This window comes from Janthinobacterium sp. 78, from assembly GCF_003096775.1.
Classification (GTDB): Bacteria; Pseudomonadota; Gammaproteobacteria; order Burkholderiales; family Burkholderiaceae_D; genus Janthinobacterium; species Janthinobacterium tructae.
In genome coordinates this window covers 1927026-1948684 of the sequence record NZ_QENT01000001.1, presented here as the reverse complement: position 1 = coordinate 1948684, position 21659 = coordinate 1927026, and the positions used below count along the sequence as shown (strand labels likewise).

Here is a 21659-nt window from a genome sequence, read left to right as displayed (position 1 = left end):
CCGCTAGCATCGTCGTCAAGGAGGAAACACCCCATGAAAAAGACGATATCCGCATTGACCTTGCTTGCCTGCGCACTGCTGACAGGCGCCGCCCACGCGGCCACGCCAACGGCGTTCACGGTCGACATCACCGGACAAGGCCGCCCGTTGATCCTGATTCCCGGCCTGGCGTCCTCGGGCGAAGTCTGGCAAGGCACGGTGGCGCGCCTGTGCGGACCGAAAACAGGACGCGCCTGCCATGTGCTGACCCTGGCCGGCTTTGCCGGCGTGGCGCCCATCGAAGGCGACCTGCTGGCGCAGGCGGAGCAGCAACTGGCCGACTACATCAGCACCCAAAAACTGGGCCGGCCAGCCATCATCGGGCATAGCCTGGGCGGCTTCCTGGCATTGAAGATGGCCATCGACCATCCGGCCCAGACGGGCAAGCTGCTGATCGTCGACTCGCTGCCGGCGCTGGGCGCGGTGCAAATGCCCTCCATAACGCCGGAACAGCTGCAAGCCATGTCGAGCCAGATGCAATCGGCCATGCGCGCGCAGGATGCGGCCAACTCCAGCGCCAGCCAGCGCCGCACCGTCGCCGGCATGGCCAGCGCGCCGGCCGACGTGGAGCGCATCATCGGCTGGGGCCAGCGCTCGGACCGCGAAACGGTCATCCGCGCCATGGGCACGCTGATTGCCAGCGACCTGCGCCAGGACGTGGCGAAAGTGCAGTCGCCCACGCTGGTGCTGGGCACCTGGATCGCCTACAAGGAGTATGCGCCGCGCGCCGCCATCGAAGCGACCTTCCAGCAGCAGTATGCACAGCTGCCAGGCGTCAAAATCGCGCTGGCCGACACGGCGCGCCATTTCATCATGTACGACCAGCCGGACTGGATGCATGCGCGCATCGAACAGTTCCTGGAGTAGGCAGTGAACGCACCCTTGCACCGGCCGCCGCTGCTGACCAGGATCAACTGGTACTGGACCTTCCAGCTGGCCTGCTGGGGTGCACTCGCCCTGTTCAACAGCGTGTATGGCGGCTCCTCGCAGCTGCGCATCGTCATGACGATTGCCTGCTGGGGTTCCTTGGGCGGGCTGTTGCTGTCGCACCTGTGGCGTGGCGTCCTGCGCCGGCGCGGCTGGGCGGCGAACGGCTTGCGCTGGAAACGCATCTTGCCCTCGCTGGCCTTGCTGGCCGCCATCCAGACGGCCAGCGTGACGGCCGCCTTCCACGTCATGTATCCGCCCGACGTCCTGCGCGGCCTGGCATGGCTGCCCGGCGCGCTGCTGTTCTGGTTCGGCGTCTTCCTGACCTGGACGGTGTTTTACTTCACCACGTTGTCGCTGCGCCGCGCCGCACACCTGGAAGCGGAAACCCTGCGCCTGCAGTTGCATGGGCGGGAAGCGGAACTGCGCGCGCTGCAGGCGCAAGTCAATCCGCATTTTTTCTTCAACAGCCTCAATAGCGTGCGCGCCCTGATCTTCGAAGACCGCGAGGCGGCCGCGCACATGATCGACCAGCTGGCCAACCTGATGCGCCACGCGCTGCAATCCAGCCAGCACGCCACGGTGCCGCTGTCGACTGAACTGGACGCCGTGCGCGCCTACCTGGCGATCGAGCAGTGCCGCTTCGAGGATCGCCTGCGCGTCAGCTTCGCGATCGAGATAAGCGCGCCCGAGCTGGAACACGTGCGCGTGCCGCCCATGGCCCTGCAAACGCTGGTGGAAAACGCCGTCAAATATGGCGTCGAAACAAGCGCCGACGGCGGCGACATCCGCATCACGGCGCAGCGCGGCGCTGGCATCGATGCGCTGCAGATCGAGGTGGCCAACACGGGCGAGCTGCGCAGCGCGTCCGGCTCCACCGGCATCGGCTTGCGCAATGCGCGCCAGCGTTTGCAGCTGGCTTGCGGCGAGCACGCCAGCCTGGAACTGCGCCAGCAGGCGGGCTGGGTATATGCCACCATCCATTTGCCGGGGAAAATATGAACGGCCAGCCGCTCAAGGTACTGCTGGTCGACGATGAGCGCCTGGCGCGCGCCGAGCTGCGCCGCCTGCTGGCGCCGCATGTGCAGCGCGGCGCCGTGGAGATCGTCGGCGAGGCGGCCAGCGCGGCCGACGCCATCGCGCAGATCGGCAAGCTGCGCCCGGACCTGCTGCTGCTCGACGTGCAGATGCCGGGCGGCTCCGGCTTCGACCTGCTGGCGGCGCTCGATGATGCGCCCGACGTCATCTTTTGCACGGCCTTCGACCAGTACGCGCTGCAGGCGTTTGAAGTGAGCGCCCTCGACTACCTGCAAAAACCCGTGCAGGCGGCACGCCTGGCCACGGCCCTGGCGCGTGCCGGCGCGCGGGCGCACGCCATGCCGCCGCCCGCGCCGCGCAAGGTCTTCATCAAGGATGGGGAACGCTGCTGGTTTGTCGCGTTTGACGATATCCGCCTGCTCGAATCGGAAGGCAACTACACGCGCGTGCATTTCGGCGCACAGCATCCGCTGATGCTGCGCACCCTGAACCAGCTGGAAGCAAAGCTCGACCCCACCCTGTTCTTGCGCGCCAACCGGCGCCAGATCGTCAACCTGGCGCAGGTGGCGCAACTCACGGCAAATGCGGCCGATGGCCTCGACCTGCACCTGCTGGACGGCAGCGTGGTGGAAGTATCACGCCGCCGCGCGCAACAGTTCAAGGCCGCCTGCGGCCTGTAACGCGACTACTTCAGCGCGGGGATAGGCTGCGCCTGGAAGGCGGGGCGCGGCTGCTCCTTGAGCTTTTTCGCCAGCATGTCGAGCGCCACTTCCAGCTGGCGGTCGGCGCCGACGAAGGTGGCGTGCGGCGGATTTTCCACCTCGACGTCCGGCACCACGCCCACGCCTTCGATCAGCCACTGGCCATCGATGCCGAACTGGCCGTTTTCCGCCACGCGCGCCATGCCATTGTCGGCCAGGCGCGTATTGTCGCTGAGCCAGACGCCGGCGCCGGCCGTGCGCTTGCCTACCAGCGGCGCCAGTTTCAATGCCTTGATGCCCGCGGCGAAGGTCTCGCCATCGGAGTACGTGAGCTCATCGACCAGCACCACCAGGTGGCCGCGGAAAGTGTTCTGCATGTTCGACGATGGCTGCACGCCCGGCGGCGCCCAGTAGGCCCAGGCCTTGCGCAGCAGTTTTTCGATGATCCAGCTGTCGATATTGCCGCCGTTATTGCGCCGCACATCGATGATCAGGCCTTCGCGGTTGATGTTGGCGTAAAAGTCGCGCGCGAACGAGGCGATGTCGTTCGCGCCCATGGCGCGCAGATGCAGGTAGCCGATGCGCCCCTGCGAGGCGGCCGCCACCTGCTCGGCGCGGCTCAATTCCCAGTCGCCATAGCGCAGCGCCGTCTGTTTCGCCATGTTGACGGGCGTGACGATGACGGCGCGCGGCGCACCTTTACCTCGTTGGACCTGCAGCAGCACCTGCTTGTCGGCCTGGTTCAGCAACAGGTCGCTGATATCGCGCGCGGCCAGCACGTCCTTGCCATTAACGGCCGTGATCACGTCGCCCGCCTTCACATCCACTTCGGGGCGCGACAGCGGTGCGCGCACCGAGGGCAATTCCGCTTCGCTGCGGTAGACATGCTCGACCAGGTAGCCCTCGCTGGTGCGCGCCAGCACGGCGCCCAGGCCGGCCGGCGTGCCTTCCTGCTCCGTGCGGCGCAATTCGCCGGGACGGATCTGCGAATGCAGGGCGCCCACTTCGGCCACCATCATGCCGAGTAAATCATTGAGTTCGGCGCGGTCCGTGACCCGCTCGACCAGCGGCGCATATTTGTCGCGCGCCGCCTTCCAGTTCACGCCGCGCATCTTCGCGTCGTACAGGAAATCGCGGTGCAAGCGCCAGGCGTCGTTGAACATCTGCTTCCATTCCAGGCGCGGATTCGACACAAACGTCCAGTCGTCGACTTTTACTTTCGCCTTCGACAGGTCGGCTGGCAGCTTGGCGCCCGCCTCGATCACCAGCATCTCGCCCGGCCCAGTAGCTGCTGCTGTCCTGTAGTACAAATGCTTTTTATCCTGCGCCAGGTCGAATTCGCGCACATTCGCCACCAGCAGTTCCGGTTTGGAGCCGGTATTGCCGATGGCGAGCGTTTTCAGGCTGAACTTGTTCTCGCCGCTGTCGCGCTCAAGGAAATACAGGCGCTTGTCATCCATGGCCAGCGCACCGTAATTGCCCGCCGCCAGCGGCACTTCATACAGGCGCTCGGCCAGTCCCTTGAAGACGACGTCCGGCAGCGCCGCCGGCGCTTTCTTCACGCTCGTCTTGCCGCCGGCCTTCTCCAGGGCCTTTTCCGCCGCCAGTTCGGCCGCCTTTTCATCGTCCGTCTCGGCCGGTTTCACTCCCGGACGGCTCAGCTCATCATCGGGCTGGAACGGGAAACGGTTGCCCGGCTGCAGCGCCAGCGCATACACGCCGATGCGCTTGTCGAACACGGGCCCCATGTTGCGGTCGCCCCACGGCGACCCGTTGGCCAGCTGAAAATTGCGCGCCGACATGAAGTACAACCAGCGCCCATCGGGCGAAAACACGGGCGAACCGGACGTGTAGCGGTCGCTGGTGACGAATTGCAGCTGCTTCGAGGCGAGGTTGTACAAGCCGATCTGCTCGCGCTGCTCGTTGCTGGCCACACGCACGATGGCCAGGTTGCGGCTGTCGGGCGACCATTGCACTTCGTCATGCTTGTCCACGCCCGCCTTGCCCGCGTCGTCGATCAATTGATTGCCCTTGGTGGCCAGGTCCAGCAGCCAGAAACGGCCCTTCTTGTCCGTATGCGCCAGCCAGCGCCCGTCGGGCGACGGATACAGTTTCCAGCGGTGATTGTCGCCCTGCGTCGTCAACTGCTCGCCCTTGCCCGAACCATCGGCGGCGTACTTCCAGATTTCGTTCTCGCCGCTCGTATCGACGATGGCGAACACGGATTTTTCGTCGCTGGAAAAGACGGCGTCGCGCGCCCGCGCCCCTTCGGGAATGGCGATATCGACGCGGCGCAAGCTGCCCGTGCCGGCGATGCTGACGCGGCCCCTTGCCGTGAGGATGATGCGCTCATCCTTGCCCGACAGCTGCACATTGGAGAGGGTATCGAGCGGCGAGCGGATCTGGCGCGCGCGCTGCTGGTCGAAGTCGGACACGAGGCTGATGGCCAGCGCCTGCGACTCGCTGGCGCCGGGGGCGTTCAGGTCCAGCACGTGCAAATCGGCACCCAGCTGGTAGACCACCTTGCCGTCGCCCAGCGCGGCGTTGCGTACGTCCCACTGCGTGTGGCTGGTCAAGGCGCGGCGATCGGAGCCGTCGGGCAGCATGCTCCACAGGTTGTCGCTGCCGCCCGCGTCGCTAATGTACACCACGCGGCCCTGCCACCACATGGGGCGCTTGTTGTTGCCCGCCAATACAGCAGGGTCCGTGTGCATGCGCACGGCCTCGCCCTTGCCGCCCAGGTCATAGCGCCACAGCGTGGCATGCGCACCGCCCCGGTAGTTGCGCACATTGTCGTTGGTCACAGCCAGGCCGAAACGCGTGAAAAACAGCGTCTTGCCCGCATCGTCGAGCACGGCGTCGTTGGCGTCAGCCACGGGAAACACGCGGCGCGTCTGTTTCACGGGGTCGATGGCGGCGACGATGCGGCGCGAAGCGGGGCCGTCCGTATTTTGCGTGCTGACCAGCACTTCGCCCTGCGCCGTCCAGCCCAGCACCAGCACGCCGCCATTATCAAAGGAAATGCGGCGCGGCAAGCCGCCCGCCAGCGGCATCACATACGCTTCCTGCGCCCCTTCGTAGGCGGCGGAAAAAGCCAGCCACAGGCCGTCGCGCGAAATCGCCGCGTTCGTTTCATAGCCGGGATGCGTGGTCAGGCGCTGCGCCGCGCCGCCACGCACGCTGCTTTTCCACAAGTCGCCTTCGGCCGTGAAGACGACGGTGTCGCCGCGTACGGCGGGAAAACGGAAATAGCTGCCGGCAGGCGCGGTGGCGGCGGCCGCAGCGTCAGCCAGCAGGCCGGCGGAAAACAACAGGAAGGCGAGAGTGCGGGAAATTTTCATGTGGGCATCCAGATAGCGGTCAGGTGGCATGGACATCATGTCGATACCGGACAGCAATTCTGGCATAAGCGCGACCAAAGAAAACCTTCTTTATTGCCCACAAAAGCGTAAAAAAAACCCGCGCCACTTGCGTGGGGCGGGTTTCTTGCGCACTGCGTCGCAGCGTAAAGCGATTACTCCACTTCCACCGTCTCCGGTGCCGCCGTCGGTGCCGCGTCTGGCGGTTCCGGGAATTCCAGCAAGACCTGGTCCTTGTCGTCGAGGTCGACGGTGACCCGTCCGCCGCTGACCAGGCGACCGAACAGCAGCTCGTCGGCCAGGGCCTTGCGGATCAGGTCCTGGATCAGGCGCGCCATCGGCCGCGCGCCCATCAGCGGGTCGAAGCCTTTCTTGCCGAGGAAAGCACGCAGCTTCTCGGTAAACACGGCTTCGACCTTTTTCTCGTGCAACTGCTCTTCCAGCTGCATCAGGAACTTGTCGACCACGCGCAGGATGATGTCCTGATCCAGCGCGCGGAAGCTGATGGTCGCGTCGATGCGGTTACGGAATTCCGGCGTGAACATGCGCTTGATGTCGGCCATCTCGTCGCCTGCCTGCTTGGAGTTGGTGAAACCGATCGAGGCTTTCTGCAAGCTTTCCGCGCCGGCATTGGTGGTCATGATGATGATCACGTTGCGGAAATCGGCTTTGCGGCCATTGTTATCCGTCAAGGTGCCATGGTCCATCACTTGCAGCAGGATATTGAAAATGTCCGGATGGGCTTTTTCAATTTCATCGAGCAGCAAGACCGAATGCGGCTTCTTGGTGATCGCTTCCGTCAGCAAGCCACCCTGGTCGAAACCAACATAGCCCGGTGGCGCGCCGATCAGGCGGCTGACGGCGTGGCGTTCCATGTATTCCGACATGTCGAAACGGATCAGCTCGATGCCGAGGATGAAGGCCAGTTGCTTGGCCACCTCGGTCTTGCCGACACCGGTAGGACCGGAGAACAGGAAGGAGCCGATCGGCTTGTCCGTCTTGCCCAGGCCGGCACGCGCCATCTTGATGGCCGAGGCCAGCGCGTCGATGGCGGGATCTTGCCCGAAAACAACGTTGCGCAAGTCGCGGTCGATCGTCTGCAGCTTGCTGCGGTCGTCCTGGTTGACCGTTTGCGGCGGAATGCGCGCGATCTTGGCGATGATGTCCTCGATCTCGGCCTTGCCGATGGTTTTCTTTTGCTTCGACTTCGGCAGGATGCGCTGCGCTGCGCCCGCTTCATCGATGACGTCGATCGCCTTGTCGGGCAGATGGCGGTCGTTGATGAAGCGCGCCGCCAGTTCGGCCGCCGTCGACAGGGCCGAGGCCGAGTATTTCACGCCGTGATGTTCTTCGAAGCGCGACTTGAGGCCGCGCAGAATCTGGATGGTTTGCTCGACGGTCGGCTCGTTGACGTCCACTTTCTGGAAACGGCGGGAGAGCGCATGGTCTTTCTCGAACACGCCGCGGAATTCCGTGTACGTGGTCGCGCCGATGCATTTCAATTGACCATTTGCCAGTGCCGGTTTCAGCAAGTTGGAAGCGTCCAGGGTGCCGCCCGAAGCCGAGCCCGCACCGATGATGGTGTGGATTTCGTCGATGAACAGGATGCCGTTCGGATTGTCCTTCAATTGCTTGAGCACGGCTTTCAGGCGCTGTTCGAAGTCACCGCGGTATTTGGTACCGGCCAGCAAGGCGCCCATGTCCAGCGAATACACGACGGCATTTTGCAGGATTTCCGGCACATCGCTTTGCGTGATGCGATAGGCCAGGCCTTCGGCGATGGCCGTCTTGCCCACGCCCGCCTCGCCCACCAGCAGCGGATTGTTCTTGCGGCGGCGGCACAGGATCTGGATCACGCGGTCGACTTCTTCCTCGCGGCCGATCAGCGGGTCGATCTTGCCTTCGGCAGCGGCCTTGTTCAGGTTTTGCGTGAACTGGTCGAGCGGGCTTTCCTTTGGCTGACCCTCGACAGGCGCGTCTTCCACGCCTTCGGAGGCTTTCGCGCTTTCCGTCGACTGGTCCTTGCGCACGCCGTGCGAAATGAAATTGACCACATCGAGGCGCGTCACGCCCTGCTGGTGCAGGTAGTAGACCGCATGCGAATCCTTTTCGCCGAAGATGGCCACCAGCACATTGGCGCCAGTGACTTCCTTCTTGCCATTCGAGGCGGACTGGACGTGCATGATGGCGCGCTGGATGACGCGCTGGAAACCAAGCGTCGGCTGGGTGTCGACTTCGCCCGTGCCAGGCACGGTCGGCGTGTTATCGCTGATGAAATTGGTGAGGGTCTTGCGCAGGTCCTCAATATTGACCGCGCAGGCACGCAACACCTCGGCAGCAGAGGGATTGTCCAGCAGTGCCAGCAGTAAATGCTCAACCGTGATGAATTCATGCCGTGCCTGCCGAGCTTCGACAAACGCCATGTGCAAACTTACTTCTAATTCCTGCGCAATCATACTTCCTCCATCACGCACTGCAGGGGATGCCCCGCCTTGCGCGCATGCGTTAAAACGAACTCCACTTTGGTACACGCTATATCTTTAGAGAACACGCCGCACACTCCTTTGCCGTAGCGATGAACACTGAGCATGATTTGCGTCGCCGTTTCACGGTCCTTGTTGAAATACTCCTCAATGATAGCCACCACAAACTCCATCGGGGTGTAGTCGTCATTGAGCAAGGCCACCTGGTAGAGCGGTGGCGGCTTCAGCACTTGCCGCTCCAGCAGGGTTTCTGTGTCGTGCTTGGTTGCCATACGCTTATTCTAATGCTTTCACAGTGGTTGTCATGCGCAATATCTACGCCTTTCCAATTGTTTTCAATCTTACGCGTTTTCTTAATAGTGCGCAGATGGCGACCTTGCTGTCAAAATCAAGAGTTGCTTTTTTGGTTGCCGTGAAGAATTTGGCAATCTCGATGGAAAAGCGCTTGACTTCATTATTTATTCCGCCAACAATGCTGTATCGACTGTTGCAGTAATGTACAGCTTGATAAGAAGTGAGACGTCGAGGAGGGGGCAAGAAGCTTCTTGCTTTTATGGCTCGTGTGATTTGTTTTAATTTTGAAAGTTCTTTTTATGGCAACAGGTACAGTTAAGTGGTTCAATGATTCCAAAGGTTTTGGCTTCATCACTCCAGATGATGGCGGCGAAGATTTGTTTGCTCATTTCTCCGCAATCAACATGAACGGTTTCAAGACCCTCAAAGAAGGTCAAAAAGTTCAATTCGAAGTCACGCAAGGCCCTAAAGGCAAGCAAGCTTCCAACATCCAAGCAGCCTAAGCATCGCCGGCCCTCAGATGTGAAAAACCCCGTTGTCAAACGGGGTTTTTTTTCGTCCACAGGGTGCGCTGCACCCTGCCCTGCCCCGCGTGTTACATGTGCTCGATCATCACGTCGCCGAAACCGGAGCACGACACTTGCGTCGCGCCTTCCATCAGGCGGGCGAAATCGTAGGTGACGCGCTTCGAGGCGATCGATTTTTGCATGGACGAAATGATCAGGTCGGCCGCTTCCAGCCAGCCCATGTGGCGCAGCATCATTTCCGCCGACAGGATCAGGGAACCGGGGTTCACATAATCCTTGCCTGCATACTTCGGCGCAGTACCATGCGTCGCTTCAAACATGGCCACGGAATCGGACAGATTGGCGCCGGGCGCGATGCCGATGCCACCCACTTGCGCCGCCAGCGCGTCGGAAATGTAATCGCCGTTCAAATTCAAGGTGGCGATGACGCTGTATTCGGCCGGACGCAGCAGGATTTGTTGCAGGAACGCGTCAGCAATGGAATCCTTGACGATGATGTCGCGGCCCGTCTTCGGATTCTTGAACTTGCACCATGGACCGCCATCGATCAGCTCGGCGCCGAATTCCGTTTGCGCCAGCGCATACGCCCAGTCGCGGAAGCCGCCTTCCGTGTATTTCATGATGTTACCTTTGTGCACGATCGTCACGGATGGCTTGTCATTGTCGATCGCGTACTGGATGGCCTTGCGCACCAGGCGCTGCGTGCCTTCGATGGAGACGGGCTTGATGCCCAGGCCGGACGTGGCCGGGAAGCGGATCTTCGTCACGCCCATTTCATTGATCAGGAAATCCATCAATTTCTTGGCTTCGGGCGAGCCTTGCTGGTACTCGATGCCGGCGTAGATGTCTTCCGAATTTTCGCGGAAAATCACCATATCCGTCTTTTCCGGCTCTTTCACGGGCGATGGCACGCCCGTGAAGTAGCGCACGGGACGCAGGCAGACATACAGATCGAGCTGCTGGCGCAGGGCCACGTTCAGCGAGCGGATGCCGCCGCCGACGGGCGTGGTCAGGGGGCCCTTGATGGAGACGACGTAATCTTTCAGTACGGCCAGGGTTTCTTCCGGTAGCCACACATCGGGACCGTACACATTCGTCGATTTTTCCCCCGCGTAGATTTCCATCCAGCTGATCTTGCGCGCGCCGCCATAGGCCTTGGCCACGGCAGCGTCGATCACCTTGATCATGACCGGGCTGATATCGATGCCCGTGCCATCGCCTTCAATGAAGGGAACGATGGGATTATCTGGTACATTCAGCGAAAAATCGGCGTTGACGGTGATTTTTTGGCCGTCAGCAGGTACAGTGATATGTTGATACATCGTGATCTCCGAAGTGGGACACACCGCTGGCGGGCAACACTGGCCGGCGACGCGCTCTGCGGTTGCAGAGTTTACAAAAACAAGTCCGAACATGGTGGCAACAACGCACTTTAGCAGGGAAAGAATAGCCGGGCCATCTGCGGCGCCAAAGAACCTCGTTGCCATACCGCCCATGTCTTCTATAAGACATAAGACTGCGTTTCACATTATGCACCACTATCTTACAGGGCGCCACGCTTTTGCGGCGCCGACCAGCAGCCACCACCGCTCACATCCATTCATCTACCAGCATGCCACTCATCCTCTTCAATAAACCATTCCAGGTCTTGTGCCAGTTTTCGCCGCAGGACGGCCGCGCCACGCTGGCCGACCATTTGACCATTCCCGGCATCTACCCGGCCGGCCGACTCGACGCCGATAGCGAAGGCTTGCTGCTGCTGACGGACGACGGCCGCCTGCAGCACGAGATCAGCCACCCCGACCGCAAGGAAGCAAAAACCTATTTGGTGCAGGTTGACGGCGTGCCCGATGCGGCCAGCCTGGCGCGCCTGCAGGCGCCACTGGACCTGGGCGACTTCATCACCAAGCCGTGCAAGGCCGTGCGCATCGCTGAGCCGGACTGGCTGTGGCCGCGCAACCCACCGATCCGCGCGCGCGCCGACAAGCCGACCTCGTGGCTGGCGATCACTTTGAAAGAAGGAAAAAACCGGCAAGTGCGGCGCATGACGGCTGCCGTCGGCCTGCCCACCCTGCGCCTGGTGCGCAGCGCCATCGGCCCGTTCTCGCTGTCCAGCCACCCTCTGCTGCCCGGCGAATGGTGCGAAGTGCCAGCGGAGAACATTGGCAAGGCGTGAACAGGACAAGAAAAAACGGCTTCAGCACTGAAATTTTGCCAATAAGCACTATTTATTTTTAGATAATGCATTAAAATCATCTGACCTTAACATGACGGAAAAGGAAAGATGATGACAAAAGTAATACTGATGTTGGCCGCCTCCCTGTTTGCCGGCGCCGCACTGGCGCAATCGGGCGCAAAGGTGCACGCTTCCGCAGCGACCGATGCCGTCAAGCCGCCACCGGCATCGGCAGCCAGCCATGCCTCGGCTGCCACCGATGCCGTCAAGCCGGTGCCGCCGGCGTCGGCTACCGTCAACGCCTCGGCCGCGACGGATGCGCCGCGCCTGATTCCCCAGCCGCGCAAGACCAGGCAGCCGGCCGCTGAAGCAGGCAAGCCGGTGAAGTAAGCGTCGTTCCCGGGGTGACGGCAGCGACCATGTTGCTGTAACCCCACGCTTTCGGTACGGCCAGGCAACATGCTTGACCAGGCAGCCGCCTGCATGGCTTAATCGCCGCTTCGCAGCCACCGTCCCGCGCCATGAAAAATCCCCTACGCCATCTCAGCCTGTCCATCGCCCTGCTGGCATGCGCCAGCATTGCCCAAGCGCAGAGCGTGCAGCTGTCGGCCGGCATGCATTTGATCCAGGCGGAAGTGGCCGCCACGGAAGAACAGCGCGAACAGGGTTTGATGTACCGTGAGAAGATGCCGGCCAATGCGGGCATGCTGTTCGTCTTTGGCAACCCGTCGACGCAATGCATGTGGATGAAAAACACGCCGCTGCCCCTGTCCGTGGCCTTTATCGATGCCAGCGGCAAGATCGTCAACATCGAAGACATGCAAGCGCACACGCTCGACAGCCACTGCTCGACCAAAACCGTGCCCGTGCGCTATGCGCTGGAAATGAACCTGGGCTGGTTCAGGCAAAAAAACATCAAGCCGGGCATGAGCATCGGCAACCTGCCCGCGACGCGTTAGGCCGTAGCGGCCGCAGTCAGTCGCTGGCGGGCACGGCCGCAAAAACCGCACAAAAAACGCGAAAAAACGCGAAAAAACCCGCCAGAACGAATCTGCGGGTTTTTGCTTTTCAACCAGTGCCAGCGTACCGGCACAGGCAAGACCACCGTGGTGGCTTGCCTGCTGGCGAATATTAAGCGGACAGTGCTTTCAAGGCAGCTGCCAGACGGCTCTTATGGCGAGCTGCCTTGTTTTTGTGGATGATCTTCTTGTCAGCGATACGGTCGATGGTCGACACGGATGCTTGGAAGATTGCAGCAGCAGCTGCCTTGTCGCCGCCCTGGATCGCTTTGCGAGCAGCTTTGATAGCCGTGCGCAAGGTCGAACGTTGGGACGAATTGTGTGCGTTTTGCTTAACTGCTTGACGAGCGCGTTTGCGCGCTTGTGCGGTATTTGCCATGGAATTTCCTAAAACAGGGTCAAAGTGCGTTTGCAAACATTAGTGTTTGCCAACCGGTGCGTTCTGTGCGTCTGCCGAACCATGTGTGCCAAACCAGTGCCTGTCAAACATTAGTGTCTGCGTAACAGAATTCTGTACAGCCTTCGATTATAGCGATATTTTCATGCGGGGGCAAATCAAAAAACCATGTGTGACACCAAAAACACCTGAAAATGGGCCCGGCAAGGGCGAATCGACAGCGAATCGGCCGCAATTGTTACCATATTTTAAGCGTTTAACGGTAGCGCGCCCGGCTATAATCTGCCCCCATGAACTTGCTTAAAACCCTCGCCGCCATCTCCAGCATGACCATGCTGTCCCGTGTAACCGGATTATTGCGCGAAAGCCTGTTCGCGCGCGCCTTTGGCGCCGGCGCCTACACGGACGCCTTCATTGTTGCCTTCCGCATCCCCAACCTGTTGCGCCGCTTGTTTGCCGAGGGTGCGTTCTCGCAAGCCTTCGTGCCGATCTTGTCTGAATACAAGAACCAGCATGGCCAGGAAGCGAGCAAGCAACTGGCCGACCACGTGGCCACCACCCTGGTCTGGGCCACTTTACTCGTGTCCGCCATCGGCATCGTCGGCGCGCCGTGGTTCGTGTATGCGATCGCCACGGGCCTGACCAAGGACGCGGGCGCTTTTGACGCGGCCGTGTGGATGACGCGGCTGATGTTCCCTTATATTACTTGCATGTCCTTCGTGGCCCTGGCGGGCGGCATCCTGAATACCTGGCGCGAATTCAAGATTCCCGCCTTCACGCCGGTGCTGCTCAATTTATCATTCATCGCCGCCTCGCTGTTCCTCGCGCCGCACCTGAAACAGCCGATCTATGCCATGGCCATTGCCGTGTTCGCCGGCGGCCTGCTGCAGGTGGCCATCCAGATTCCCGCGCTGATCAAGATCGGCATGCTGCCACGCCTGTCGCTCAATCCCGCCATCGGCCTGTCCGACGGCGGCGTGCGCCGCGTGCTGAAAAAGATGGGACCGGCCGTGTTCGCCGTCTCGGCAGCCCAGATCAGCCTGATGATCAACACCAGCATCGCCTCGCGCCTGGCGGAAGGCAGTATTTCCTGGCTGTCGTATGCGGACCGCCTGATGGAGTTCCCGACCGCCATGCTGGGCGTGGCCCTGGGCACCATCTTGCTGCCCAGCCTGTCAAAGGCCAACGTGGATGGCGACAAGATGGAATACTCGGCCCTGCTGGACTGGGGCTTGCGCCTGACTTTCCTGCTGGCCCTGCCCGCCGCCGTCGGCATGGCGACCCTGGCCACGCCGCTGATCGCGACATTATTTCACTACGGCAAATTCACGGCCGAAGCGGTGGCCATGTCGACGCAACCGCTGGTGGCCTACAGCCTTGGTCTGATCGGCATCATCCTCGTGAAAACCCTGGCGCCCGCGTTCTATGCGCGCCAGGACATCCGCACGCCCGTGAAAATCGCCATCGGCGTGCTGATTGCCACGCAGTTGATGAATCTGCTGTTCGTGCCCTACATCGCCGTGGCCGGCCTGGCCCTGTCGATCGGTCTGGGCGCCTGCCTGAACGCCTCTTTTCTCTACTGGGGCTTGCGCAAGCGCGACATCTACCAGCCGAAACCGGGCTGGGCCAAGTTCTTCCTGCGCCTTTTGCCGGCACTCATCGTGATGGGCGGCGTGGCGTATGCTGGCGCCATGCGCATCGACTGGATCACCATGCAAGCCCATCCGCTGCTGCGGGCCGGCGCGCTGGCCCTGCTGGTGAGCCTGTGTGGCGTGGCGTACTTTGCCACCTTGTTTTTAGTTGGCTTCCGCTTCCGCGACTTCAAGCGCAGCGCCTGACACGCGGCGCTGGCCCCGCTGCCTGCGCCCTGCCATCGGCAGGACGCCCCGCGCAATGTGGCGGGGCGAAAAAAAACCCGCCGAAATGCAGGCGGGTTTGGCGATACGACAAGACAGCGTGATCAGGCTGCCTTTTTTGCGGCACGGCGACGCGCCATGAAGCCCAACAAGCCCAAGCCGCCCAGCAGCATGCCATAGGTTGCTGGCTCAGGCACGGCGCTGACGGTGTACGTCCCCGAGTAATTGCCGCCAGCCAAGGCGTTACCGTACAGTTGCAGCTTGAACGGACCGACACCGGTGTATTCCACGCCAAAGAAGCGCAGGCTGCCAATCGATAATGATTCACCCAGCTTGCCGTTCAAGTTCGATGTCAGCGCATTAAACGAAAGGTTCTGGCCGGAAATCGACAAGCCGATGTTGTACTTGCCCGCGCCCAAGCCGTTGAGGAAGATTTCATCGAGGCCGCCGGACAGGATGCCATCGTCTACGACGGCGCTGAAGGCATGCGCGCTGCCATCAGCATTAACATTGATGACTTGATCACCTGCATAAGCACTGAACGACGCCGCAGCCAGAATGCCGGCAGCGATAAATTTCAATTTCATAGTTTATCCCTTAAATAGTCATTTATGGCTGCGATGCGCAGGCCACCAATAGTTTTAGTACTAAGTAATTCACAATATTTTCCTGAGAATTACTTGAAGTACTGAACAGAATAGTAGCATAAATGCATTTAATTACTTGCAAATATTTTATCTAAGTTTCATCGGTGATAACCATTTACGGACTGAACTATTTGCCTACATCGAGCACTTTCCATAGGTAAATAGTTCCGCACGCATCGTCCCGCCGCCAGCCGCCCGCTAGCGGGGCACTGGCACTGCGGCGGCGTCGCCTGGCAGCTCGGCCGGAGCCTGAATCTGGGGCGCTTCTGGCGGCGCGTCTTCTTGCTGCGCAGAAATAGGCTGGGGAAATAACGATGGCGGGGGTGCGGCGGCACCGCCTGGCGAAAGTGCGGCCGATTCATTTGCCAGGCCGGCTTCCCCAACCTGCGCCGCCGGCTGGAGCGCTTGTGCGTCGACCATGAAATGCCATTCCGACAGCCGCGCCTTGCCGTCGAAACCGGCAAACCGAGCCTCGAAGTTCCCTACTTTCAACGCTGCGGCCGGCGACAGACTATGCACACCGATGATGCCATTGCTGCCGGGCTGGTACAGCAAGCCCCATTCGGCACGCCCCGTGATGGGGTCGACGTACAGCTTGCGCAGATGGCGGCGCAGCTGCGGCACGCGGGGGTCGCGCAGCAAGGCGGAAAGCGTCGGCGGCTGTTGCGGCTGCCCCGGGGGCGTGGCGGCAGCATAACTGCGCAGGGCATCGGAAAACTGCGCGCCGATGTCGAGCAGCTCCTGCTCGGCCGCCTGGCGCTGCAGCAGGGAACCCATCTTCAGGCCGGCCGCGCCCACCAAGCCCAGAATGGCCACCAGGATGATCAGCCCAAGGTAGGTGAAGCCGCGCTGGCGGTGCGCACGAGCATGCATCGCAGCTACCAGTCGGCAAACGGCGTGCCGTTGCGGTCCTTGCCAGGCGCGCCACTCTTGACGTCATACACCTGGCCCGGCGTATCGTCGGGCGGCGCCACGATCAGCCATGTCGCTTCGCTCTCCGTGATGGGGTCGATGGGCATGGCGCGCAGGTATTTCTTGTCCACCAGTTGCTCCAGGGTATCGGGATAGCGGCCCGTATCGCCGTGGTACTGGTCGATGGTGATGCGCAGATTGCGCAAGTTGTCCGCCAGCACGGTTTCCTTGGCCTTGTCCAGGCTGGGAAAATAGCGCGGCACGGCCAGGGTCAGCAGCAGCGCCACGATGCCGAGCACCACCAGCAGTTCGATCAGGGTAAAGCCGCGCGCGCGCGCAGCATGGTTATCGGCAGCCATGGTTCACCATAAGCGGTAAGGCACATTGTTCAGGCCAGTCTTGCTGGACGTGCAATACACATCGTAGACGTCGTCCCCCTCGCGCGGCTCGGTCGCCTCGCTGGCGTAACTGCGCCGGCCCCACGTCTGCGCATCGCTGAGGCTGGCATCGGCATTGAACGGGTCGCGCGGCACGCGGCGCAGGAAGAACATCTTGCTGCGTTTCGGGTTGCGCTGGTCCGGTACGCCCTCGACCAGCAGTTCCAGGCTTTTCGGGTAGCCGCTGGCGTCCGTGACGCGCACGATGCGTCCTTCGTCGCCGGCGCGCTTGTACGCGTCCAGAGCCTGGCGGATATCGCGCAAGGCGCGCCGCAAATCCTGTTCCTGGCGCCGCTGCATGGCCACCTGCGTGACGGGCACCACCAGCGTGGCCAGCACGCCCAGGATGGCCAGGGTCACCAGCAGTTCGATCAGCGTAAAACCGCCGTGCGCGCGCGCCAGTCTCATTTGGCAACCGGCACCGGCTGGCTCGACGAGAACGGCAAGGGCGCCGCCTGCAACGGCACGGGCTGGCCGGACGATATCGGCAGGGGCGACGCGGCCGGCTCGGGCGATGGCGCCACTTCCGGCGCGGGCACGCTCTGCGGCAAGGTCGATGGCACCTGGCCCGGCACCATCAACGGCTGCGGCGGCGCCGCCTGCATGCCGACGGCCGACGGGCCGGAACGCACGACCACCGTGCCCGGCATCTGCGTGGCTGCCTTGGCCGCCATGTCGGGGCGGCGGCGGAAGCTGCCTTCCGTGCCGGCCGAAAATTCCGATTCCTTCGCTTCCGGACGCTGTACCGTGCGCACCAGGTGCGGCGTGATCGACAGCACGATCTCGGTCTTCTGGCTGTCATCCTTGCTGCTGCCGAACAGCCGCCCCAGCACGGGAATATCGCCCAGGCCCGGCACCTTGTTGCCCGAGCTGCGCTCTTCATTGCTGATCAGACCCGCCAGCACCTGGTTTTCGCCATCCTTCAATTGCAGCATGGTCGAGGCCTGGCGCGTGCCGATCTGGTACAGGGTCGAGCCGCTGCGGGTGGTGGTGGCCGCGCCCAGGTTGCTCACTTCGAGCGAGATGCGGATACCCACTTCATTGTTCAGATAGATGGTCGGCTCGGCGTTCACCGTCAGGCCCACGTCCAGGTAGCTGACGGATTCGGAAGCGAAGCCGCCCGTGCCAGGGGAAATGGTGGTGGTCACCACGGGCACCCTGTCGCCGATGACGAACTTCGCCTTTTCGCGGTTGCGCACGCGGATGCGCGGATTGGCCAGGATGTTGGCGTCGCCGTCCGTCTTGTTGACATTTGCCGTCACGGCCAGGTTGCTCACGCCGATAGTACGCTGGTTCAGATTATTCAAGTCGTTGACGGTCAGCCCCATCCCGCCCGAGGTGGAAAGCGGCGTCAGGGTCAGGCTCGTCGGCCAGGCCACGCCCAGTTCCAGCAGGCGGCTGCGCTTGACTTCGAGGATTTCCAGCTCCAGTACCACTTCCGCCTCGGGCACGTCCTGCAACGCGATCAGGCGCTCGGCCAGGCGGATCGCCTCGGGCGTGTCGCGCACGATGACGAGGTTGAGTTTTTCATCGGCCACCACGTCGCGCGTCTTCAAAATAGTCTTGAGCGTGTTGGCTACCTGCCTGGCGTCGGCATTGGCCAGGAAGAAGGTCTTCACCAGCACTTCCTGGTACTCTTTCAATTTTGCCGCCACGTTCGGATAGATCAGAATCGTGTTCGCATCCATCACCTGCTGCTCCAGCTGGTTCGTCACCAGCAGGAAGTAGATCGCCGATTCCACCGTGCTGTTCTTCAGGAAGATCGAGGTTTTCGCATCGGCCTTGACGTCCTTGTCGAAGACGAAATTGAGGCCGGAGCGGCGCGCAATCAGTTCGAACACCTGTTTTAATGGCGCGTCGCGGAACTCGATGCTGATCGGCTGCTTGTACGATTTGGCCAGGCCCGATTCGACGACAGGTGGCGCCGTCTTCTCATTGACTTCGCGCAGCAGCGCGCGCGCGCCCGCATGGTTCGGCTGCTCCGTCAGGATGGCGTTCAGGCGCTGGCGCGCGGGGTCGTAGCGCTTGGCGTCGATATCCTTCTGCGCTTCGGCCAGCAGCTTGCCCTGCCGCTGCGCGCGTTCGAGCGCGCGCAAGCCGCTGTTGGCGCGCTCGTTCTGCGCATCGATGTCCAGCACGCCAAGGAAAGAGGCGCGCGCCAGCTCGCCCTGCCCCGTTTGCGCCTGGCGCTCGGCCCGCTGCAAGCCGGTGCTGGTGGCCCGTTCGCGCGCCTGCAGGTAGGCGCTGCGGTACTGCACGTTGCCGGGGTCCTGCTGCAGCGCTTCCTGCAGCTTTTGCAGGCCGGCAGGCACCTGGTTTTGCGCGATCAGCTCGCGCCCGTCGCGGTAGGCCTGCTGCCCGGCACAGCCGGACAGCAGCACCAGCAGTACCGGCAGCAGCGCCGATGAAAAGGAACGAGACATCACTCGAATACTCCAATGTTGAGCTGCTGAACCTGGTTCAACGGCAGATAAGTGAGCGTCATGACGGGCGGCGCGATCGTCACGACCTTGTAGGCGCCATCGATAACGGTATTGGCACGCACGATATACGTCTTGTCGGCGCGCGACAAAAACACTTCCCAGGCGCCATCGGCGACCGCCTTGCCCAGGTAGACGAAGGGCAGCGGCGGCGCCATCGGCGGCGCTGGCGGCGGTGCGGCGCTGGCCACCATTTTCGGTGGCGGCGGAGTCCAGTTCTGGCTCTGGAAGACGCCATCGGCGCCGCCAAAGGTGTCGCCGTCCTCGCCCGCCACCTCGCTGCGCGGCAGCAGAGCCAGGATGGCTGGCTGCGCGACGGCAGGCCGGGCAGCGCGCTGGCGCGCGGGCGCCACGGCCCGCTCGACCGCCTCGGCCACCTCGGAGACGGGCTGGCGCTCGCCAAACAGCAGCAAGGCGCCCGCGCCCAGCACACCGGCCAGCAGCAGGTAATGGCGCGGCGTCATGGTGCTTCTCCCGCGCTGTCAGCTAAATAAAAGGTCAGGCGCAAACGCGCTTCGAGCTGCGTGTCGGCGATCTGCTCGCGGCGAAAACTCAGTTCATCGAGCGAGGCGAACGGCATGGCGCGCAGCGCCTGCAGCGCAAACTGCCACACAGCCGCATAACTGCCCTTGAGTGGCAAGGTCACCTGGTAAGTGGCGACGCGGCTGGCCTTGTCGTAGCCGCTCTTGTACTCGCCCTGCGCCAGCTGCAAGCCGTTTTTCGCGGCCAGGTCGAACAGCAGCTTGACTTGCTGCTCGACGTGGCGCTGCTGGCCCAGCGTCGCATGGAAGCGCGCCAGGTTCTCGCCCGATGTCGCCACCGGTGCCGCAGCCACTGCGACCAAGGAAGCCACCGGCAATGGACGCGCTTCCAGCTGCGCGGCCACGGCGCGCTGCTGCCAGGCCCAGGCCCAGGCGGCCATGCCCAGCACCAGCAAGGCCACGGCCAGGCAGGCGGGCGCGCCCGCGCGGCGCAGCAGCAGTTGCGCGCGCAGGCGCAAGGCATGGAGGTCGATGGCCATCATGGCGCCCCCCAACGTGCTTCGAGCTGGAAGCGCAAGGGCCGGTTCGGATCGAGTTCATTGATTTCATGGCGCAGCAACTGCACGCGGATGCCAAACAGCTGCTGCTGCTTCAATTGCGCCACATACGCCACCATGGCGTCGCTACTGGTGGTTTCGGCCGTGATTTTTAGTATCCGCTTGCGCGCGTCCGGCTCCAGCGCCAGCAGCGCGATGCCGGGCGGCGTGGCGCTCGCCAGCGCATCCTGCAGGTCGCGCCACGGCAGGTTCAGTTGCAGGATGGCCGCATTCACGGCCGCCGCCTGCGCCGGCGCAATCGGCACGATCGCCACAGGTGCCGGCCCCTGCGTGGCTTGCGCGACGCGCTGCTGCGCGCGCTGCCATTGCGCCTCGCTGGCCTGCTGGCGCTGCAGCGCGGCACTGCCGCTGTATGCCGCCGTGGCGATCAGCGCCACGCCCAGCACCCCCGTGATCCATGCCCATGCGGGCACGCGGTGCAGGCTGCGGCGCCAGCCTGGTGGCGCGAAATCGATATCGAGGCGCGTCATGCCAGGCCTGCGCTGCGCGCCAGCCGCGCGGCGGCCGACAAGGCGCCGTCCCCGTCTGGCGTAGGGAAAATCTGGCAGTGGAACGCTTTCGCCTGCGTCAGCCATGCGGGCGGCGGCGCGCCGCACAGCTGCAGCAGCGCCGGTGCCGGCACGCCTTGCAGCAGCGCTTCGCGCATCAGCGTCTGCTCCAGCCAGCCATGGCCAGCGTCCGCGGGCACGGGCAACGCGCGCACGGCGCGCAGGCAGCCATCGTGACGCACGCCCAGGGTCAAGGTGTTCTCCTGCAACTGGCCAAACCAGGCGCCAGGCTTGAGCGCGCCATGCCAGCGGTTCCAGTGGCGCGCAAATTGCGGCGTAATAAAAATCAGGGAAAGCTTGCGCGCTTCGGCCACGCGCGTCAGCTGCGCCAGCAGCGCGCGCGGCACGGCGCAGAAAAACGGCGCGCGCGCGTCCCAGGCGTGGCAGCTTTGCCACAGGCCGGGAGGATCGCCATACAGCGACTGGAAACGCAGCGCGGCGGCCGCCTCGATATCGGCCAGGCGCGCGGCGCCCTGCGGCATGTCCACTTGCCACAGGCGCGCCAACGCATCGTCGAGCACCACGGCCAAGGGCCAGCGCGCGTATTGCCCCGCCGGCAGCATCTGTTCCAGCGCCTGGCCCAGGGCGGCAAAGTCGCCATGCAGGCCGGTGTCAGGCACATACGCGACCTCGCGCAGCAGGGCCCATGCCGGTGCGCGCCAGCGGCTGCTGCACCACAGGCTGACGCTGCCCGCCGCTACGCCCAAACGCAAACCCATT

General features: G+C 62.8%; 22 protein-coding genes. 8 read left to right on the top strand and 14 right to left on the bottom strand.

Annotation, left to right across the window (positions count from 1 at the left end):
- Window positions 1-33: 33 nt before the first annotated feature.
- From C8C92_RS08685 to C8C92_RS08675, 3 genes are read left to right on the top strand one after another with little or no spacing between them, the layout of a single operon-like run.
- Window positions 34-906 carry an alpha/beta hydrolase gene (locus C8C92_RS08685; protein WP_116743548.1) on the top strand — a complete coding sequence of 291 codons (873 nt, stop codon included), beginning with the start codon at window positions 34-36 and terminating at the stop codon, window positions 904-906.
- A gap of 3 nt (window positions 907-909) precedes the next feature.
- Window positions 910-1968 carry a histidine kinase gene (locus C8C92_RS08680; RefSeq protein ID WP_243420152.1) on the top strand — a complete coding sequence of 353 codons (1059 nt, stop codon included), beginning with the start codon at window positions 910-912 and terminating at the stop codon, window positions 1966-1968.
- Window positions 1965-2684: a LytTR family DNA-binding domain-containing protein gene (locus C8C92_RS08675; protein WP_099760195.1), complete on the top strand. Its 720-nt coding sequence runs from the start codon at window positions 1965-1967 to the stop codon at window positions 2682-2684. The genes C8C92_RS08680 and C8C92_RS08675 overlap by 4 nt, the downstream gene beginning before the upstream one ends.
- Before the next feature lie 5 nt (window positions 2685-2689).
- On the opposite strand, the gene C8C92_RS08670 is transcribed toward C8C92_RS08675, so the two are convergent.
- From C8C92_RS08670 to clpS, 3 genes are all read right to left on the bottom strand, one after another.
- Window positions 2690-6046 (bottom strand): S41 family peptidase, encoded by a 3357-nt coding sequence (locus C8C92_RS08670; RefSeq protein WP_243420151.1) that lies wholly within the window; start codon window positions 6044-6046, stop codon window positions 2690-2692.
- 173 nt (window positions 6047-6219) lie between these two features.
- Window positions 6220-8520, bottom strand: coding sequence for an ATP-dependent Clp protease ATP-binding subunit ClpA (gene clpA / locus C8C92_RS08665; RefSeq protein ID WP_099760197.1), 2301 nt, complete (start codon window positions 8518-8520; stop codon window positions 6220-6222).
- Complete coding sequence (clpS, locus tag C8C92_RS08660; protein ID WP_096234388.1) at window positions 8517-8819, bottom strand: ATP-dependent Clp protease adapter ClpS; 303 nt, start codon at window positions 8817-8819, stop codon at window positions 8517-8519. Before clpS ends, clpA begins: the two co-directional genes overlap by 4 nt.
- A gap of 321 nt (window positions 8820-9140) precedes the next feature.
- Between clpS and C8C92_RS08655 the strand changes: the two genes are divergently transcribed.
- Window positions 9141-9344, top strand: a complete 204-nt coding sequence (locus C8C92_RS08655) for a cold-shock protein (protein ID WP_010395943.1) — start codon at window positions 9141-9143, stop codon at window positions 9342-9344.
- Window positions 9345-9436: 92 nt separating this feature from the next.
- On the opposite strand, the gene icd is transcribed toward C8C92_RS08655, so the two are convergent.
- On the bottom strand, window positions 9437-10690 hold the full coding sequence (gene icd, locus C8C92_RS08650; protein ID WP_099760198.1) for an NADP-dependent isocitrate dehydrogenase: 1254 nt from the start codon (window positions 10688-10690) through the stop codon (window positions 9437-9439).
- Between the two features lie 290 nt (window positions 10691-10980).
- Between icd and C8C92_RS08645 the strand changes: the two genes are divergently transcribed.
- The 3 genes from C8C92_RS08645 (at window position 10981) to C8C92_RS08635 (ending at window position 12503) form a co-directional block, all read left to right on the top strand.
- Window positions 10981-11544: a pseudouridine synthase gene (locus tag C8C92_RS08645; RefSeq protein WP_116743546.1), complete on the top strand. Its 564-nt coding sequence runs from the start codon at window positions 10981-10983 to the stop codon at window positions 11542-11544.
- A gap of 111 nt (window positions 11545-11655) precedes the next feature.
- Window positions 11656-11934, top strand: a complete 279-nt coding sequence (locus tag C8C92_RS08640) for a hypothetical protein (RefSeq protein ID WP_133250722.1) — start codon at window positions 11656-11658, stop codon at window positions 11932-11934.
- A 131-nt stretch (window positions 11935-12065) separates the two neighbouring features.
- Window positions 12066-12503, top strand: a complete 438-nt coding sequence (locus tag C8C92_RS08635; protein WP_116743545.1) for a DUF192 domain-containing protein — start codon at window positions 12066-12068, stop codon at window positions 12501-12503.
- Between the two features lie 172 nt (window positions 12504-12675).
- Here C8C92_RS08635 and rpsT read toward each other — a convergent pair whose 3' ends face one another.
- Window positions 12676-12942, bottom strand: coding sequence for a 30S ribosomal protein S20 (gene rpsT, locus C8C92_RS08630; RefSeq protein ID WP_010395935.1), 267 nt, complete (start codon window positions 12940-12942; stop codon window positions 12676-12678).
- A 308-nt stretch (window positions 12943-13250) separates the two neighbouring features.
- On the opposite strand from rpsT, the gene murJ reads away from it, so the two are divergent.
- Window positions 13251-14798, top strand: a complete 1548-nt coding sequence (murJ, locus tag C8C92_RS08625) for a murein biosynthesis integral membrane protein MurJ (RefSeq protein ID WP_099760201.1) — start codon at window positions 13251-13253, stop codon at window positions 14796-14798.
- A 122-nt stretch (window positions 14799-14920) separates the two neighbouring features.
- Here murJ and C8C92_RS08620 read toward each other — a convergent pair whose 3' ends face one another.
- The 9 genes from C8C92_RS08620 to C8C92_RS08580 all read right to left on the bottom strand — a co-directional run bounded on the left by C8C92_RS08620 (window position 14921) and on the right by C8C92_RS08580 (window position 21658).
- The gene (locus C8C92_RS08620; protein WP_099760202.1) at window positions 14921-15403 is read right to left on the bottom strand and encodes an FxDxF family PEP-CTERM protein; all 483 of its coding nucleotides are present in this window, start codon (window positions 15401-15403) and stop codon (window positions 14921-14923) included.
- A 258-nt stretch (window positions 15404-15661) separates the two neighbouring features.
- Window positions 15662-16336: a type II secretion system protein gene (locus C8C92_RS08615; RefSeq protein WP_243420150.1), complete on the bottom strand. Its 675-nt coding sequence runs from the start codon at window positions 16334-16336 to the stop codon at window positions 15662-15664.
- Between the two features lie 5 nt (window positions 16337-16341).
- The gene (locus tag C8C92_RS08610) at window positions 16342-16734 is read right to left on the bottom strand and encodes a prepilin-type N-terminal cleavage/methylation domain-containing protein (protein WP_099760203.1); all 393 of its coding nucleotides are present in this window, start codon (window positions 16732-16734) and stop codon (window positions 16342-16344) included.
- A gap of 3 nt (window positions 16735-16737) precedes the next feature.
- Complete coding sequence (locus tag C8C92_RS08605; RefSeq protein WP_099760204.1) at window positions 16738-17220, bottom strand: type II secretion system protein; 483 nt, start codon at window positions 17218-17220, stop codon at window positions 16738-16740.
- Window positions 17217-19235 (bottom strand): secretin N-terminal domain-containing protein, encoded by a 2019-nt coding sequence (locus C8C92_RS08600; protein ID WP_116743544.1) that lies wholly within the window; start codon window positions 19233-19235, stop codon window positions 17217-17219. Before C8C92_RS08600 ends, C8C92_RS08605 begins: the two co-directional genes overlap by 4 nt.
- A complete protein-coding gene (locus tag C8C92_RS08595; protein WP_099760206.1) occupies window positions 19235-19756 on the bottom strand; it encodes a hypothetical protein in 522 nt (173 codons plus the stop codon). The genes C8C92_RS08600 and C8C92_RS08595 overlap by 1 nt, the downstream gene beginning before the upstream one ends.
- On the bottom strand, window positions 19753-20316 hold the full coding sequence (locus tag C8C92_RS08590) for a hypothetical protein (RefSeq protein WP_116743543.1): 564 nt from the start codon (window positions 20314-20316) through the stop codon (window positions 19753-19755). Before C8C92_RS08590 ends, C8C92_RS08595 begins: the two co-directional genes overlap by 4 nt.
- The gene (locus C8C92_RS08585) at window positions 20313-20861 is read right to left on the bottom strand and encodes a hypothetical protein (protein WP_116743542.1); all 549 of its coding nucleotides are present in this window, start codon (window positions 20859-20861) and stop codon (window positions 20313-20315) included. The genes C8C92_RS08590 and C8C92_RS08585 overlap by 4 nt, the downstream gene beginning before the upstream one ends.
- A complete protein-coding gene (locus C8C92_RS08580) occupies window positions 20858-21658 on the bottom strand; it encodes a hypothetical protein (RefSeq protein ID WP_116743541.1) in 801 nt (266 codons plus the stop codon). The genes C8C92_RS08585 and C8C92_RS08580 overlap by 4 nt, the downstream gene beginning before the upstream one ends.
- Between the last annotated feature and the right edge of the window lies 1 nt (window position 21659).

Excerpts from the sequence above, each read along its gene's own strand:
- C8C92_RS08685 (WP_116743548.1), top strand. The coding sequence starts at position 34 with ATGAAAAAGACGATATCCGCATTGACCTTGCTTGCCTGCGCACTGCTG.
- C8C92_RS08675 (WP_099760195.1), top strand. The coding sequence starts at position 1,965 with ATGAACGGCCAGCCGCTCAAGGTACTGCTGGTCGACGATGAGCGCCTG.
- C8C92_RS08670 (WP_243420151.1), bottom strand. The coding sequence starts at position 6,046 with ATGAAAATTTCCCGCACTCTCGCCTTCCTGTTGTTTTCCGCCGGCCTG.
- clpA (WP_099760197.1), bottom strand. The coding sequence starts at position 8,520 with ATGATTGCGCAGGAATTAGAAGTAAGTTTGCACATGGCGTTTGTCGAA.
- clpS (WP_096234388.1), bottom strand. The coding sequence starts at position 8,819 with ATGGCAACCAAGCACGACACAGAAACCCTGCTGGAGCGGCAAGTGCTG.
- C8C92_RS08655 (WP_010395943.1), top strand. The coding sequence starts at position 9,141 with ATGGCAACAGGTACAGTTAAGTGGTTCAATGATTCCAAAGGTTTTGGC.
- icd (WP_099760198.1), bottom strand. The coding sequence starts at position 10,690 with ATGTATCAACATATCACTGTACCTGCTGACGGCCAAAAAATCACCGTC.
- C8C92_RS08645 (WP_116743546.1), top strand. The coding sequence starts at position 10,981 with ATGCCACTCATCCTCTTCAATAAACCATTCCAGGTCTTGTGCCAGTTT.
- C8C92_RS08640 (WP_133250722.1), top strand. The coding sequence starts at position 11,656 with ATGACAAAAGTAATACTGATGTTGGCCGCCTCCCTGTTTGCCGGCGCC.
- C8C92_RS08635 (WP_116743545.1), top strand. The coding sequence starts at position 12,066 with ATGAAAAATCCCCTACGCCATCTCAGCCTGTCCATCGCCCTGCTGGCA.
- rpsT (WP_010395935.1), bottom strand. The coding sequence starts at position 12,942 with ATGGCAAATACCGCACAAGCGCGCAAACGCGCTCGTCAAGCAGTTAAG.
- murJ (WP_099760201.1), top strand. The coding sequence starts at position 13,251 with ATGAACTTGCTTAAAACCCTCGCCGCCATCTCCAGCATGACCATGCTG.
- C8C92_RS08620 (WP_099760202.1), bottom strand. The coding sequence starts at position 15,403 with ATGAAATTGAAATTTATCGCTGCCGGCATTCTGGCTGCGGCGTCGTTC.
- C8C92_RS08615 (WP_243420150.1), bottom strand. The coding sequence starts at position 16,336 with ATGCATGCTCGTGCGCACCGCCAGCGCGGCTTCACCTACCTTGGGCTG.
- C8C92_RS08610 (WP_099760203.1), bottom strand. The coding sequence starts at position 16,734 with ATGGCTGCCGATAACCATGCTGCGCGCGCGCGCGGCTTTACCCTGATC.
- C8C92_RS08605 (WP_099760204.1), bottom strand. The coding sequence starts at position 17,220 with ATGAGACTGGCGCGCGCGCACGGCGGTTTTACGCTGATCGAACTGCTG.
- C8C92_RS08600 (WP_116743544.1), bottom strand. The coding sequence starts at position 19,235 with ATGTCTCGTTCCTTTTCATCGGCGCTGCTGCCGGTACTGCTGGTGCTG.
- C8C92_RS08595 (WP_099760206.1), bottom strand. The coding sequence starts at position 19,756 with ATGACGCCGCGCCATTACCTGCTGCTGGCCGGTGTGCTGGGCGCGGGC.
- C8C92_RS08590 (WP_116743543.1), bottom strand. The coding sequence starts at position 20,316 with ATGATGGCCATCGACCTCCATGCCTTGCGCCTGCGCGCGCAACTGCTG.
- C8C92_RS08585 (WP_116743542.1), bottom strand. The coding sequence starts at position 20,861 with ATGACGCGCCTCGATATCGATTTCGCGCCACCAGGCTGGCGCCGCAGC.
- C8C92_RS08580 (WP_116743541.1), bottom strand. The coding sequence starts at position 21,658 with ATGGGTTTGCGTTTGGGCGTAGCGGCGGGCAGCGTCAGCCTGTGGTGC.